13 protein-coding genes and 1 tRNA gene are annotated in these 13,918 nt (G+C 73.2%); 8 read left to right on the top strand and 6 right to left on the bottom strand.

The window, feature by feature from the left end:
• Nucleotides 1–91 precede the first annotated feature (91 nt).
• Entirely contained in the window at nucleotides 92–1,261 is a 1,170-nt protein-coding gene (gene xylA, locus AB0A69_RS17835; RefSeq protein ID WP_361422089.1) for a xylose isomerase, read from the top strand.
• Nucleotides 1,262–1,292: 31 nt separating this feature from the next.
• On the opposite strand, the gene AB0A69_RS17840 is transcribed toward xylA, so the two are convergent.
• Together AB0A69_RS17840 and AB0A69_RS17845 are read right to left on the bottom strand one after the other, a co-directional pair.
• On the bottom strand, nucleotides 1,293–2,555 hold the full coding sequence (locus AB0A69_RS17840; RefSeq protein WP_361422092.1) for an ROK family transcriptional regulator: 1,263 nt from the start codon (nucleotides 2,553–2,555) through the stop codon (nucleotides 1,293–1,295).
• Nucleotides 2,556–2,635: 80 nt separating this feature from the next.
• Nucleotides 2,636–2,720: transfer RNA gene (locus AB0A69_RS17845), tRNA-Leu, on the bottom strand.
• A 142-nt stretch (nucleotides 2,721–2,862) separates the two neighbouring features.
• Here AB0A69_RS17845 and AB0A69_RS17850 point away from each other — a divergent pair.
• The 3 genes from AB0A69_RS17850 to AB0A69_RS17860 all read left to right on the top strand — a co-directional run bounded on the left by AB0A69_RS17850 (nucleotide 2,863) and on the right by AB0A69_RS17860 (nucleotide 5,582).
• Nucleotides 2,863–4,197, top strand: a complete 1,335-nt coding sequence (locus AB0A69_RS17850; protein WP_361422095.1) for a M20/M25/M40 family metallo-hydrolase — start codon at nucleotides 2,863–2,865, stop codon at nucleotides 4,195–4,197.
• Between the two features lie 180 nt (nucleotides 4,198–4,377).
• The gene (locus AB0A69_RS17855) at nucleotides 4,378–4,611 is read left to right on the top strand and encodes a chaplin (protein ID WP_361422098.1); all 234 of its coding nucleotides are present in this window, start codon (nucleotides 4,378–4,380) and stop codon (nucleotides 4,609–4,611) included.
• 140 nt (nucleotides 4,612–4,751) lie between these two features.
• Nucleotides 4,752–5,582 (top strand): chaplin family protein, encoded by an 831-nt coding sequence (locus AB0A69_RS17860; protein ID WP_361422101.1) that lies wholly within the window; start codon nucleotides 4,752–4,754, stop codon nucleotides 5,580–5,582.
• Nucleotides 5,583–5,687: 105 nt separating this feature from the next.
• On the opposite strand, the gene AB0A69_RS17865 is transcribed toward AB0A69_RS17860, so the two are convergent.
• The gene (locus tag AB0A69_RS17865) at nucleotides 5,688–5,876 is read right to left on the bottom strand and encodes a DUF5703 family protein (protein ID WP_005319466.1); all 189 of its coding nucleotides are present in this window, start codon (nucleotides 5,874–5,876) and stop codon (nucleotides 5,688–5,690) included.
• 47 nt (nucleotides 5,877–5,923) lie between these two features.
• Here AB0A69_RS17865 and AB0A69_RS17870 point away from each other — a divergent pair, with 47 nt between their 5' ends.
• Nucleotides 5,924–6,592, top strand: coding sequence for a hypothetical protein (locus AB0A69_RS17870; protein WP_361422104.1), 669 nt, complete (start codon nucleotides 5,924–5,926; stop codon nucleotides 6,590–6,592).
• Nucleotides 6,593–6,630: 38 nt separating this feature from the next.
• Here AB0A69_RS17870 and AB0A69_RS17875 read toward each other — a convergent pair whose 3' ends face one another.
• A complete protein-coding gene (locus AB0A69_RS17875) occupies nucleotides 6,631–8,817 on the bottom strand; it encodes a helix-hairpin-helix domain-containing protein (protein WP_361422107.1) in 2,187 nt (728 codons plus the stop codon).
• Nucleotides 8,814–9,797 (bottom strand): aldo/keto reductase, encoded by a 984-nt coding sequence (locus AB0A69_RS17880; RefSeq protein WP_361422110.1) that lies wholly within the window; start codon nucleotides 9,795–9,797, stop codon nucleotides 8,814–8,816. The genes AB0A69_RS17875 and AB0A69_RS17880 overlap by 4 nt, the downstream gene beginning before the upstream one ends.
• A gap of 145 nt (nucleotides 9,798–9,942) precedes the next feature.
• Between AB0A69_RS17880 and AB0A69_RS17885 the strand changes: the two genes are divergently transcribed.
• Nucleotides 9,943–10,995, top strand: coding sequence for an LLM class F420-dependent oxidoreductase (locus AB0A69_RS17885; RefSeq protein WP_361422113.1), 1,053 nt, complete (start codon nucleotides 9,943–9,945; stop codon nucleotides 10,993–10,995).
• A 265-nt stretch (nucleotides 10,996–11,260) separates the two neighbouring features.
• Nucleotides 11,261–12,046: a ferritin-like domain-containing protein gene (locus AB0A69_RS17890; RefSeq protein ID WP_361422116.1), complete on the top strand. Its 786-nt coding sequence runs from the start codon at nucleotides 11,261–11,263 to the stop codon at nucleotides 12,044–12,046.
• Between the two features lie 57 nt (nucleotides 12,047–12,103).
• Here AB0A69_RS17890 and corA read toward each other — a convergent pair whose 3' ends face one another.
• Nucleotides 12,104–13,099 (bottom strand): magnesium/cobalt transporter CorA, encoded by a 996-nt coding sequence (gene corA, locus AB0A69_RS17895; protein WP_361422475.1) that lies wholly within the window; start codon nucleotides 13,097–13,099, stop codon nucleotides 12,104–12,106.
• A gap of 62 nt (nucleotides 13,100–13,161) precedes the next feature.
• On the opposite strand from corA, the gene AB0A69_RS17900 reads away from it, so the two are divergent.
• On the top strand, nucleotides 13,162–13,860 hold the full coding sequence (locus AB0A69_RS17900; RefSeq protein WP_361422119.1) for a histidine phosphatase family protein: 699 nt from the start codon (nucleotides 13,162–13,164) through the stop codon (nucleotides 13,858–13,860).
• The last annotated feature ends 58 nt before the right edge of the window (nucleotides 13,861–13,918 follow it).

A 13,918-nucleotide genomic window follows, 5' to 3' on the forward strand; every position in this document is an offset into this window, starting at 1 on the left:
TCGCTTGTCTCGGTTCTCTGCGGTGCTTGGCGGCGGAGCATCCGTAGCGTATTAGTAATGCGAGAAAACAAATAGACCTGGAGGCCCGGACATGCCGGAACGCTTCATTCCCACCCCCGAGGACACGTTCACCTTCGGCTTGTGGACCGTGGGCTGGCAGGGCGTCGACCCCTTCGGCACCGCCACCCGCCCCGCCCTCGACCCGGTCGAGTCGGTGGAGCGCCTCGCCGAACTGGGCGCGTACGGCGTGACCTTCCACGACGACGACCTGATCCCCTTCGGCTCCTCGGACACCGAGCGCGAGACCGCCGTCAAGCGCTTCCGCGCCGCCCTCGACCGCACCGGCCTCAAGGTGCCGATGGCCACGACGAACCTCTTCACCCACCCCGTATTCAAGGACGGCGCCTTCACCGCCAACGACCGCGACGTCCGCCGCTTCGCCCTGCGCAAGACCCTCCGCAACATCGACCTCGCCGTCGAACTCGGAGCCACCGTGTACGTCGCCTGGGGCGGCCGCGAGGGCGCCGAGTCCGGCGCCGCGAAGGACGTCCGCACCGCCCTCGACCGGATGAAGGAGGCGTTCGACCTGCTCGGCCAGTACGTCACCGAGCAGGGCTACGACCTGCGCTTCGCCATCGAGCCCAAGCCCAACGAGCCGCGCGGCGACATCCTGCTGCCCACCATCGGCCACGCCCTGGCCTTCATCGAGCGCCTGGAGCGCCCGCACCTGGTCGGCGTCAACCCGGAGGTCGGCCACGAGCAGATGGCGGGCCTCAACTTCCCGCACGGCATCGCCCAGGCCCTGTGGGCGGGCAAGCTCTTCCACATCGACCTCAACGGCCAGTCCGGCATCAAGTACGACCAGGACCTCCGCTTCGGCGCCGGTGACCTGCGTCAGGCGTTCTGGCTGGTCGACCTCCTGGAGAGCGCCGGCTACGCGGGCCCGCGCCACTTCGACTTCAAGCCCGTGCGCACGGACGGCTCCGACGGCGTCTGGGAGTCCGCGAAGAACTGCATGCGCAACTACCTGATCCTCAAGTCCCGGGCCGCCGCCTTCCGCGCCGACCCGGAGGTCCAGGAGGCCCTGGCGGCCTCCCGCCTCCCGGAGCTCGCCCGCCCCACCGCCGAGGACGGCCTCGCGGGCCTCCTGGCGGACGCCTCCGCCTACGAGTCCTTCGACCCGGAGGCGGCGGCCGCCCGCTCCCTGTCCTTCGAGCGCCTCGACCAGCTGGCCCTGGAGCACCTGCTGGCGACCCGCTGAGCCCCGTCCGGGTTCACCGCACGGGAGCGGTTCACGGGGCGGGGGCGTGGGACGGGACGGCTCCCGCCCGCTCCACGTACCCCGCCGGGTCCGCGATCACATCCCGCACCACCAGCGCCGCGGCCCCGCGCGCCGCGTCCCCGGAGGACGACGACGCCCGCAGCCGGCCGCTCCCCGCCGGCCACAGGCCCGAGACGACGCGCTCCGTCAGCTCGCGGTCCGCCGCCGGGCCGAGCCAGGGCATCAGGCCCCGGTAGATCCCGCCCAGCACCACCGCCTCCGGGTCCAGCAGGTTCACCGCACCCGACACCACGAGCCCGAGCATCCGCCCGGCGCGCTCCAGCGCCGCCACGGCCGCCGCGTCCCCGCGCCGGGCCCGCCGCTCCAGCCGCGCCACCCCCGGCACCCCGGCGGCCTCGTCGAGGCCCGCGCCCCGCAGCAGCGCCGCCTGGCCCGCGTACTGCTCCAGGCAGCCACGGGAGCCGCACCGGCACTCCGGCCCGTCGCGGTCCACCACCACATGCCCGATCTCCCCGGCGAAACCGTGCGCCCCGCGCAGCAGCTCCCCGTCGACGACGAGCGCGCCGCCCACGCCGATCTCGCCCGATACGTACAGGAAGCTGCGCACCCGCTCGGGCCCGCCGAACCACAGCTCGGCCAGGGCGGCCGCGTTGGCCTCGTTGTCCGACCCGACGGGCAGCGCCGGCCGCCCGGGCAGCAGCCCGCCCAGCGCCCGCCCGAACAGCTCCTCCGCCGCCACCCCGTTCCAGCCCAGGTTCGGCGCCTGGCGCACGCTGCCGCCCGAGACCAGGCCCGGCAGCGCGAGCCGCACCCCGGCGGGATCCAGCCGCTCCGCCGCCGCCGACTCCAGCGCCCGCGCCGCGATCCGCGCCGCCCGCTCCAGCACCTCGCCCGGCTCCGCGCCCCGGTTGTCGAGGTGCTCGGTGAGCCGTACGCGGTCGGCGCCGGAAAGGTCCACGACGCAGACCGAGACGTAGTCGATGTTGATCTCCACACCGAGCCCCGCGGGCCCGGTGCGCGCCACCCGCAGCGCGGTCCCCGGCCGCCCCGCGTGCCCGCTGAACGTCTTGCCCGACTCGGTGAGGAACCCGCTCACCATCAGCTGCTCGACCAGCGACGACACCGCCGCCCTGGTCAGCCCGACCCGCGCCGCGACCGCCGCCCGGGTCACCTCGCCCTCGTCGTGCACGGCCCGCAGCACCAGGCTCAGGTTGTGCCGGCGCACGGTCGCCTTGTCGGCCTTGGGCTCCAGCGGATCCAGCGTGTTCCTCATCGTGCGGCCGAGCCTATGCGAACCCCGCCCACACCGAAGAGCGGGCCCGGTCTGCCGACCGGACCCGCTCTCCTTCTCTGTGTCCGAGGGGGGACTTGAACCCCCACGCCCGATAAAGGGCACTAGCACCTCAAGCTAGCGCGTCTGCCATTCCGCCACCCGGACAAGGTGTCTGTCTCGCGGCCCGTGGCCGTTCCGACGTGGAAAACCATAGCAAACATTCGAGGTGCTCGATCACGCCCCCGCCCGTACCGGGGGAGGGGGCAGGATGAGAGGACCCAGCAGCAGCTACGCGGGAGGAACCAGCGTGAGCGAGTCGAGCACGGCACGAACCGCCAACGTCACGGCGGGCGAGGACGAGGTCACCGACCTCTGCCGCGACCTCATCCGGATCGACACCAGCAACTACGGCGACCACTCGGGCCCCGGGGAGCGCGCGGCCGCCGAGTACATCGCCGAGAAGCTCGCCGAGGTCGGACTCGAACCGAAGATCATCGAGTCGCACCCGGGCCGCGCCTCCACCGTGGCCCGCATCGAGGGCGAGGACCCGTCCCGGCCCGCGCTCCTCATCCACGGCCACACCGACGTCGTCCCCGCCAACGCCGAGGACTGGACGTACGACCCCTTCTCCGGCGAGGTCGCCGACGGCTGCGTCTGGGGCCGCGGCGCGGTCGACATGAAGGACATGGACGCGATGACCCTCGCGGTCGTACGGGACCGGCTCCGCAGCGGCCGCAAGCCCCCGCGCGACATCGTGCTGGCCTTCCTCGCCGACGAGGAGGCGGGCGGCACGTACGGCGCCCGCCACCTGGTCGACAAGCACCCCGGGCTCTTCGAGGGCGTCACGGAGGCCATCGGAGAGGTCGGCGGCTTCTCCTTCACGGTCAACGAGAACCTGCGCCTGTACCTGGTGGAGACCGCCCAGAAGGGCATGCACTGGATGCGGCTGACCGTCGAGGGCACGGCCGGCCACGGTTCGATGACCAACACCGACAACGCCATCACGGAGCTGTGCGAGGCCGTGGGCCGGCTCGGCCGCCACACGTGGCCGGTCAGGGTCACCAAGACCGTGCGGTCCTTCCTCGACGAGCTCTCGGACGCGCTCGGCACCCCGCTGGACCCCGAGGACATGGAGGCCACGCTCGCCAAGCTGGGCGGCATCGCCAAGATGATCGGCGCCACGCTCCGCAACTCGGCGGCCCCGACCATGCTCGGCGCCGGCTACAAGGTCAACGTCATCCCGGGGCAGGCCACCGCCCATGTGGACGGGCGCTTCCTGCCCGGGTACGAGGAGGAGTTCCTCGCCGACCTCGACCGGCTCCTGGGCCCGCGCGTGCGGCGCGAGGACGTGCACGCCGACAAGGCGCTGGAGACCAGCTTCGACGGGGACCTGGTGGACGCCATGCAGACCGCGCTGCGGGCGGAGGACCCGATCGCCCGTGCCGTGCCGTACATGCTCTCCGGCGGCACCGACGCCAAGTCCTTCGACGACCTGGGCATCCGCTGCTTCGGCTTCGCGCCGCTGAAGCTGCCGCCGGAGCTGGACTTCGCCGGGATGTTCCACGGCGTGGACGAGCGGGTGCCGGTGGAGGGACTGAAGTTCGGCGTGCGGGTGCTGGACCGTTTCATCGACGCCAGCTGAGACCGCTCGGGGCTCCAACCGGGCGATTAGTCGGCTGAAACGAAACTCCAATAATCGACCGCCTGTGCACATGCGACCGAAAAGGGTGAACACGGTCATCACGACGTAGCCCCATTACCTCCCCCTCGTTACAGGTGGTGCGGTCCGCGGCTGGGATCGCATTGCCAACAAGGAGGAATAATGATCAAGAAGGTCGTCGCCATCGCGGCCGCCACTGGGGGCCTCGTTCTGGCGGGCGCCGGCATGGCCGTCGCCGACGCTGGTGCGCACGGTGCCGCTGTGGGCTCCCCGGGCGTCATCTCGGGCAATGTGGTTCAGGTTCCCATCCACATCCCGGTGAACGTCTGCGGCAACACCGTCAACATCGTGGGCCTGCTGAACCCGGCCTTCGGCAACGTCTGCATCAACAAGTGATGCCTGGGCCTCGGCCCGCAAGGGTGTGAGGCCCGGCCGGCCCCGGAGCGCGCGGGACGCGCTCCGGGGCCGGTGGACATGACGCCTCCGCGCGGTGTGCCCGGGGGTATTTCCGGAGCCCAGAAGGCAGGGAACTAGCTATGCGACAGGTCACGCGAAAGGGCCTGACCATCATGGCGGCCGCGGGCGGGGTACTCGCTCTCGGCGGCGGGTACGCACAGGCGCACAACGGCGCCGGCGCCCACGGGGCCGCGACGAACTCCCCGGGCGTCGCGTCCGGGAATTCGGTCCAGGCGCCGGTGAGCGTGCCGGTGAACGCGTGCGGCAACTCCGTGAACGTCGTGGGGGCGCTCAACCCCGCGTTCGGGAACAGGTGCGCCAACAAGTCGAGCGGGGCCAAGGCGAGCGGCGCGACCAGCAACTCGCCCGGTGTCGCGTCCGGCAACAACGTCCAGGCGCCGGTGAGCGTGCCGGTCAACGCCTGCGGCAACAGCGTGGACGTCGCCGGCGCGCTGAACCCGACGTTCGGCAACGGCTGCGCCAACGGCCACGACAAGCCCGGCCACCCCGGCAACCCCGGCCCGGGCAACCCCGGGAACCCCGGACCCGGCAATCCGGGTAACCCGGGCCCCGGTGAGCCCGGCCAGCCCGGCCCGGGCAACCCCGGCCCGGGTGAGCCCGGCAACCCCGGCAACCCCGGCCCCGGCGAGCCGGGCAAGCCCGGCCCGGACGAGCCCGGCAAGCCCGGGAAGCCCGGCCAGCCGGCCAACCCGGACGAGCCGACCACTCCGGAGGAGCCCGGTTCCCCGGTCGAGCCGAACGAGCCCGGCGCCCAGACCGTCACCCCGCCGAAGGCGGAGGACGAGCTGGCGCAGACCGGTGCCGGCGCCCTCGGGATGCTCATCCCGGCGGGTGCGGGCCTCCTGCTCGGCGGGACGGTCCTCTACCGCCGCGCCCGGCAGTCCTCGTAGTCACCGGCGGTCGCCGTCGGTAGTCGGCCACTGACGCACGCCCCACGACGGAGCGGGCCCCGCATCGCGGGGCCCGCTCCGTCCTGTGCGCTCCTGCGCGTCACCTCACCAGGTGGCGCGTACCTGACGGATGATGCGCCGGCGCAGCCGCACTCGACGGCTGCCGTCCCGGTGCAGACTCAGTCGGTCCAACTCCCAGTGTCCGTACTCGGCATGGTCGGTCAGCAGACGGGTCGCCTCCTTGCGGGACACCCCGCGAGGTACGTACACGTCGACAAATTCGTATTCCGGCATCGCATCTATTGTGCAAGCACCGGCTTCGTACGGATAGCGTCTGGGGTATGTCTGATGCTGCGCAGCCCACCGCTGCCGAGGTACGCGCCGCCGCCGAGGCGGTCAAAGCCGCACTGGACCGCCACCTGGAGGCGGTCGAGAACCGCACCGGTGACGACGACCCGGCCGTCTACGCCGCGTTCAACGAGCTCGCCGCGGCGGCCGAGGCGTACGACGAACGTCTCTACGACCGCTACGACGAGGTCACGCCCTTCGAGATCCCGGGCGTGGAGGACTCGCTACCCCCCTACGAGGGCCCGGAGGACCCGAGCGCGCTCACCGTGCTGATCCGCCGCGACTACGCCGTGGCCGAGCCGCAGAGGCTGCTGGCCCAGGCGCAGCGCATCGCCGACCTGGACCGGGGGGACCGCGAGGAGGACGGCGCGGACGCGGCCGCGGTGGTGGGGGCGAGCGTGCACGCGGCCCTCGGCGTGCTCTTCGGCGAGTTCGAGCCGGACGAGATCGCGTCGCGCCACAAGGAGTTCGGCCTGGAGGAAGGCGACTCGACCCTCTGGGTCGCCGCCGCGGACGAGCTCCCCGAACCAGGCGAATGGCTCAGCACGCCCTTCGACCAGGCGGACCCGGAACGGGTGATCTGCCGCTTCGACGTGAGCGCGGTGTTCGATGAGGACGAGCTCCACGGCGACCCGGACGAGGCCCCGCCCGGCAGCTCCTGAACCCGTGGGCGCCCCGCCCGGGCGGGGCGCCCCGCGCGTCACTCCTCCGGTGCCGCCAGCAGCGACTCCAGCAGCCCGCGCAGGCGGGTCGTGCGGGGCGCGGGCAGGATCTCCGCGACCGCGCGCGGAAGCGCCTGGTCCACGCCGTGCACCACCGACAGATGCCGCTCGGCGCGGCCGAACGCCGTGTACACCCACGCCCGGTTCAGGCCCTGCGCCGCATCGCCCGGCAGCACCACGACCGCCGCGGGCCAGCGCGCGCCCACCGCCTGGTGCGCGGTCAGCGCCCAGCCGTGGCGGACCGCCGACTCCACCCGGTCCCTGGCCACGACGACCCGCTCGCCCGCGCAGTCGAGGTGCAGCCCCTGCGCGTCGGCCGACACCACCGTGCCCGGCACCGTACGGCCCGGCGCGGGGGCGTACGCCACGCGGTCGCCCGGGTCGAAGCCGCCGAAGCGGCCCGGCCCCGGGTTGAGCCGCTGCTTCAGCGCCGCGTTCAGCGCCCGGGTGCCCGCCGAGCCGCCGTGGCCGACGGTGATCACCTGGGTCTGGTCGGCGGGGATCCCGAACGCCCGCGGCACCGAGTCCGCGACCAGCTGCACCGTACGGTGCACGGCCTCGCCCGCGTCCCGCACCGGGACGATCACGACCTCCTTGTCCGGGGCCTCCACCTGGTTCAGCTCGCCGACCCCGATGCCGGAGACCAGCTCACCCAGGGGGCCGGGGTCCGGCCTGCGGGAGGCGATCTGCGGGCACACCCGCGCGGCCAGGACGTCCGCGAACACCCGTCCCGCGCTGGCCGACCACAGCACCCCCGGGTCGCCGCTCAGCACCAGACGGCAGCCGTCCGGCAGGGACTCCACCAGCATCGCGGCGGTCTCCACGTCCAGCTGCGGGGCGTCCAGCACCACCAGCAGGTCCAGGTCCGCCGTGTCCACGGCTCCCGAGAGCAGACCGGAGACCGTCACCGTGTCCACCGCGCCGTCCGCGCGCCCCTCCGCGCCGCCGCCCCCGTCCGCGTCGAGCCTGCGGCGGCCGTTCTCCGTGTACGTCGCCACGGTGGCCCGCAGGCCCAGCCCGCGCGCCGCCCGGGCCAGGGCCAGCGGTTCCGCCCGGGCCGCCTCGCCGCCCGTGTGGGCGACCAGCCCGTGCTCGGCGACCGCGCGGGCCAGTTCGGCCGGCTCGGCGCCCTCCCAGCGGGGATCGGGCCCCGACTTGGCCAGCCGGGCCAGGCCGTCGGCGAGGCTCTCCTCGGCGAGCGCGTACCGGTCCAGCCCCAGCAGCACGGGCGCCGGCTCCGCAGGCTCGCCGGACGCCTCGGCGGGCTCCTCCTCCGGGCCTTCCTCCAGGTCGTCCTGCGGCTCCTCCTCCTCGTGGAAGACCAGCACCGCGCCCTCGGCGATGGCGTGCCGTACGGCGTCGTCGGGCTCCGGCACCGAGTGCCCGGCCAGCGCCGCGCGCACCTCGGTCGCCTCCAGCGCCGTGTGCCCCTGGAGCGCCGCCCGTTCCAGCAGCCAGCCGATGAGCGCGGCGGCCCGGCGCTCGTCGCCCGGTCCGCACTCCGCGCCGAGCAGCGCCCGTGCGAAGCCGTCGGCCTGCTCCGGCCGTACGCCCGGAACAGCCAGCAGCTGCCACGGGTCCTCGCGCAGCACCTGCGCCGCCGACTCGCCGAGCACCGTCGCCACGCGCACGGCGAGGGCCTCCGGAGCGCCGCCCTCGGCCAGCACCGCACGCACGGCCGCCACGGTGTCCGCATCGGCCGTACGCGGCGCGCGGGGGGCCTCGACGGCCCGGGGCCGCTCGGGCGCCGACGGCTCGGGAGCGGGGCGCCGGGGCGCGGGCGCGGGGGAGTCCAGGAAGGAGGCGGCCGGCTTCTCACCGCTCTCCACGGCGCGGACCGCCGCGAGCAGGTCCGCCGCTCGCCCGCTGAGCTTGGTGCCCGCCTCGATGGGCCCGGCCTGTTCGGCCTTGCGCCGCTCGATGCGCGCCCGCAGCTCCCGCTGGGCGGCCAGCTCGGCTGCCGCCTCGGAGAGCCCCTCGGCGGTCTGCTCCGTGCCCTCCGCGCCCTCCGTGCCTTGCGCCGAGTCCTCCGTACTGGGCTCCGTGCCGTCCTCCGCGGCGGCCTCGGCCTCCGCCTCGACCGCCGCGCCCGGTTCGGGCTCCGCAGCGGGGGCCTGGTCGTCGGAGGAGGGGCCGGGGGCGGTCCCCCGGGGAAGCGCGGTCACAGCGTGCTCCAGTCCTGGTCGGGATAGCGGTGCACCGGGGCGGACACGTCGTCCAGCGCCCGGCGGATCTCGTCAGGAAGACTAAGGCTCTCCACTGACAGTGCCTCGCCGAGCTGCCGCGCGGTGCGCGCGCCGACGATCGGCGCCACCACCCCCGGCCGGTCCCGCACCCACGCCAGCGCGACGTGCAGCGGGGTGGTCGCCAGCCCGTCCGCCGCCGTCGTCACCGCGTCCACGATCCGGCTCGACGCCTCTTCCAGGTACGGCTCCACGAACGGCGCCAGCCGCTCCGAGGCGCCGCGCGAGTCGGCCGGGGTGGCGTGCCGGTACTTGCCCGTCAGCACCCCTCGTCCCAGCGGTGACGACGGCAGCAGGCCCACGCCCAGGTCCCGCGCGGCCGGCAGCACCTCGCGCTCCACGCCCCGCTGCAGCAGCGAGTACTCCATCTGCGTACTGGCCAGCCGGGCGCGTATCCCGCTGTGCGCGAGCTGCCAGGTGGCCGCCTTCGCCAGCTGCCAGCCGCAGAAGTTCGACACGCCCACGTACCGCGCGCGCCCGCTGCTCACCGCGATGTCGAGGGCCTGGAGCGTCTCCTCCAGCGGCGTCTCGGGGTCGTAGGCGTGGATCTGCCACAGGTCCACGTAGTCGGTGCCCAGCCGGGCCAGCGAGGCGTCGAGCGCCGCGAGCAGATGGCCGCGCGAGCCGTCGAACCGCCGGTCCGGGTCCGGCACGCTGCCCGCCTTCGTCGCGATGACCAGTTCCCGCCGCGGTACGAGCCGCTCCACGAGCTGCCCGAGCAGGTACTCGGCCTCACCGCCGCCGTACACGTCCGCCGTGTCGATCAGCGTCCCGCCCGCCTCCCAGAACAGCTTCAGCTGGTCCGCGGCGTCGTGCTCGTCGGTGTCCCGGCCCCACGTGAGGGTGCCGAGCCCGATCCGGGACACACGCAGGCCCGTACGGCCGAGATGCCTCTGCTCCATGGTCGCGAGATTACTGGCCAAGGGCCCACGCGCAGAGACCCTGTGGACAACCTCCCCGGGTGCCGTCCCCTGCCGCATCGGGGGCCCGCGCGCTAGAGTCCGGCACCAGGACATTACTGATGAGTAGATGAGTGGAGGGGCCGGTATGCGGCTTGGCATCAACCTCGGCTACTGGGGCGCCGGCATGGACGGCGACAACCTCGCCGTCGCCCAGGAGGCCGACCGCCTCGGCTACGACGTGTGCTGGGCCGCCGAGGCCTACGGATCCGACGCCCCGACCGTCCTCGCCTGGGTCGCCGCCCAGACCGAGAACATCGACGTCGGCTCGGCGATCATGCAGATCCCGGCCCGCCAGCCCGCCATGACGGCGATGACGGCCGCCACCCTGGACACGCTCTCCGGCGGCCGGTTCCGCCTCGGCCTCGGCGTCTCGGGACCGCAGGTCTCCGAGGGCTGGTACGGCGTGAAGTTCGACAAGCCGCTCTCCCGCACGCGCGAGTACGTCGAGATCGTCCGCAAGGCGATGGCGCGCGAGCGCCTGACGCACGAGGGCGAGCACTGGACCCTCCCGCTCCCGGGCGGTCCCGGCAAGCCGATCAAGCTCACCGTCCACCCGCAGCGCGCGCACATCCCGCTCTACATCGCGGCCATCGGCCCGAAGAACCTGGAGCAGACGGGCGAGATCGCCGACGGCGCGTTGCTGATCTTCCCCTCCGCCGAGCACCTGGAGGAGACGGCCCTGCGGCACCTGCGCGCGGGCCGCGAGAAGGCCGGCCTGACCATGGAGGGCTTCGACGTCGCCCCGACCGTCCCGCTCGCCCTCGGCGACGACATCCCCGCGCTCGCCGACACCTTCCGCCCGTACACCGCCCTGTACGTCGGCGGCATGGGCAGCCGCAAGCAGAACTTCTACAACCAGCTCGCCCAGCGCATGGGCTACGAGAAGGAGGCCGCCGAGATCCAGGAGAAGTACCTCTCCGGCGACAAGGCGGGCGCGGCGGCCGCCGTACCGCACCAACTGATCGACCAGACCACGCTGCTGGGCTCCGTGGAGCGCATCGCCGACCGCATGGCGGCGTACGCGGCGGCCGGTGTCACCACGCTCACGCTCGCCCCGGCCGGCTTCACGCTGGAGGAGCGGATCGCGGCCCTGCGGGCCGGTACGGAGGCCCTGGAGCGCGCCGGGCTCGCGGACTAGCACACGGGCACCGGCTGACGGACAAGCCTGCGGCCGTGGTGGGGGCTCGGGGTCATCCCCGCCACGGCCGTCACGCTGCACAACGCGCCACCGGTCGCGTCGGTTACTGCCTGGACGCCTCGGGAAGCGTCCGGTTCCTCCCCATGCTGCTCCTTTCGGCGGAGTTGCCCCGTGGTTCTGTTGCCACGCCCCCCTCGCCGCACTTGACTCGTCCTTTGCGGAAGTGCGGACGCATAGGGCCGCCCGCCTGCATGGAGGTGCAGTGATGCTTTCGGCGCGAAGCCTGTTCCAGGAGATCCTGGACAACGACGACTCCTACCGGTTGTTCTGTTCCATCGCGGCCAGCGGCGAAGCCCAGGGCGGCTGGGAGAACGCCCGGATCGCCGCCCTCGTCCCCGAGAGCATGCGCGAGCTCGCCCCCAAGATCACCCGGCACGGCGCCGACGAGGACAAGCACGGCCGGATCTTCAACGCCCTGCTCAAGAAGCGCGGCCTGGACCCGGCCCCCGTCCCGCCGGAGACCGACTACACCATGCTGCTGGAGCGGCGCGGCATCGGCCTGGCCCACGACAAGCTCCGCCGCGACGAGCCGCTGACGGAGCGCGACATCGTCGTCTACCTGTCCCACAGCCGGGTCACCGAGCAGCGCGCCGCCGACCAGATGGACATGCTGGTCAAGTACTTCGCCGACCACCCCGAGGTGGGCAAGGCCATCCGCATGATCTGCCACGACGAGGACAACCACCTCGCCTACTGCCACGAGGAACTGCTGCGCCTCGCGCGCGAGGGACACGGCCGCACCATCCAGCGCACCCTGCGCGAGTCCGCCCTCGCCGAGATCGAGGTCTACCGCGACGTCAGCCTCGCCGTCATGGACCACATGGGCCGTCTCCTGAAGTGGCCCCGCCCCAAGCGGACCGCCCTCGCCCTCGGGATCCGGGCGATGTACGCGTACGAACGGGCCGGCGGCTGGCGGCGCATGGTCAGCCTCACCATGCCCCAGCGGCGCGACGCGCTCGGCGGCCCGGCCGAGCCGGCCCCGGCCTTCTGACGCGGAGCCGGCCCGGTCCCGCGCGCGACGGTCGCGACGGGGCCGGGCCGGCGGGCTTCAGAGCCAGCCGCGGCGCTTGAAGAGCCGGTACAGGCCCACGCACGCGACGGCCATCAGGACGATGACCATCGGGTAGCCGAACACCCACGTCAGCTCCGGCATGTGCTCGAAGTTCATGCCGTAGACGCCCGCGACCATGGTGGGCACCGCCGCCATCGCCGCCCATGCCGAGATCTTGCGCATGTCGTCGTTCTGCCGCACGCCCATCTGTGCGAGGTGTGCCGAGAGAATGTCCGAAAGCAGTCGGTCCAGCCCTTCCACCTGCTCGGTGGCCCGGGTCAGGTGGTCGCTCACGTCCCGGAAGAACGGCTGGGCGTGCTCGTTCACGAACGGCACGCCCGCGCCCGCGAGGCGGGTCATCGGCGCGGCCAGCGGACCGGTGGCCCGCCGGAACTCCAGGACCTGCCGCTTGAACATGTAGATCCGCGACGCCGTGTTCTTGGAGTCGCCGCCCGCGGGCTGGAAGACCTCCGTCTCCATCTCCTCCAGGTCCACCTGGAGCTCGCCCGCCACCTCTATGTAGTGGTCCACGACGGCGTCGCTGATCGCGTACAGCACCGAGGTCGGCCCGTGCCGGAGCAGCTCCGGCTCCGCCTCCAGCCGCTTGCGCACGGCCCCCAGCGGTGCGCCCTCGCCGTGCCGGACGGTCACCACGAAGGAGTCGCCCATGAACACCATCAGCTCGCCGGTGGTGACGGTGTCGCCCTGCGGCTCGTACACCACCGGCTTGAGGACCACGAAGAGCGAGTCGTCGTACACCTCCAGCTTCGGCCGCTGATGCGCCTTGAGGGCGTCCTCCACGGCGAGCGGATGGAGCCCGAACTCCTCCGCGACGTGATCGAACTCACTCTCCGTCGGCTCGTGCAGGCCGATCCACAGGAACGCGTCACCACCCCAGGCCCGTGCCTGGTCCAGGGCGTCGGAGAAGTCGGAGGGGCCCTCGCTGCGGTGCCCGTCCCGGTAGATGGCGCAGTCCACGATCACGGCGCGTATTCTTCCCCGGTCACCGGCCCCTTGCACCCCCGATGTCGGTGCGGCCGCCTAGGCTGACGTGCATGGCCACGCTGATCCTCGTAAGGCACGGACGTTCGACCGCCAACACGGCCGGTGTGCTCGCGGGCTGGACGCCCGGCGTCGCGCTCGACGAGCGCGGTGCCGCGCAGGCCGCCGCGCTGCCCGGGCGGCTGGTCGGCGTGCCGATCGCCGCCGCCGTCACCAGCCCGCTCCAGCGCTGCCGGGAGACCCTGCAGCCGCTGCTGGACGCCCGGCCCGGGCTGCCGGTCCACACCGACGAGCGGATCGGCGAGTGCCGCTACGGCGACTGGTCGGGGCGCAAGCTCGCCGAGCTCAACGACGAACCGCTGATGGAGGTCGTCCAGCAGCACCCGTCCGCCGCGGCCTTCCCCGGCGGCGAGTCGGTCCGCGCCATGCAGGCGCGCGCCGTCGACGCCGTACGGGAGTGGAACGCCCGGGTGGAGGCGGAGCACGGCGAGGACGCCGTGTACCTGATGTGCTCGCACGGCGACATCATCAAGTCCCTCGTGGCCGACGCCCTCGGGATGCATCTCGATCTTTTCCAGCGGATCCATGTGGATCCTTGTTCCGTGACCGTGATCCGTTACACCCGCCTGCGGCCTTTTCTCGTACGGCTCGGCGACACCGGTGACTTCGCGGCGCTGATCCCGCGCGAGCGGACCGACGGAGGCACCGAAGGAGGGGCGGCGGAGGTGGGAGGCGGCGCGGGCGCACCGTGATCGCCCGGCACAGTAGGGTGGACGGGCCGAAGTGCCGTCGGACCGCACGCCGTCGCAC

The organism is Streptomyces sp. NPDC045431 (assembly GCF_040646655.1).
Classification (GTDB): Bacteria; Actinomycetota; Actinomycetes; order Streptomycetales; family Streptomycetaceae; genus Streptomyces.

Excerpts from the sequence above, each read along its gene's own strand:
- xylA (WP_361422089.1), top strand. The coding sequence starts at position 92 with ATGCCGGAACGCTTCATTCCCACCCCCGAGGACACGTTCACCTTCGGC.
- AB0A69_RS17840 (WP_361422092.1), bottom strand. The coding sequence starts at position 2,555 with ATGAGGAACACGCTGGATCCGCTGGAGCCCAAGGCCGACAAGGCGACC.
- AB0A69_RS17855 (WP_361422098.1), top strand. The coding sequence starts at position 4,378 with ATGATCAAGAAGGTCGTCGCCATCGCGGCCGCCACTGGGGGCCTCGTT.
- AB0A69_RS17860 (WP_361422101.1), top strand. The coding sequence starts at position 4,752 with ATGCGACAGGTCACGCGAAAGGGCCTGACCATCATGGCGGCCGCGGGC.
- AB0A69_RS17865 (WP_005319466.1), bottom strand. The coding sequence starts at position 5,876 with ATGCCGGAATACGAATTTGTCGACGTGTACGTACCTCGCGGGGTGTCC.
- AB0A69_RS17870 (WP_361422104.1), top strand. The coding sequence starts at position 5,924 with ATGTCTGATGCTGCGCAGCCCACCGCTGCCGAGGTACGCGCCGCCGCC.
- AB0A69_RS17880 (WP_361422110.1), bottom strand. The coding sequence starts at position 9,797 with ATGGAGCAGAGGCATCTCGGCCGTACGGGCCTGCGTGTGTCCCGGATC.
- AB0A69_RS17885 (WP_361422113.1), top strand. The coding sequence starts at position 9,943 with ATGCGGCTTGGCATCAACCTCGGCTACTGGGGCGCCGGCATGGACGGC.
- AB0A69_RS17890 (WP_361422116.1), top strand. The coding sequence starts at position 11,261 with ATGCTTTCGGCGCGAAGCCTGTTCCAGGAGATCCTGGACAACGACGAC.
- AB0A69_RS17900 (WP_361422119.1), top strand. The coding sequence starts at position 13,162 with ATGGCCACGCTGATCCTCGTAAGGCACGGACGTTCGACCGCCAACACG.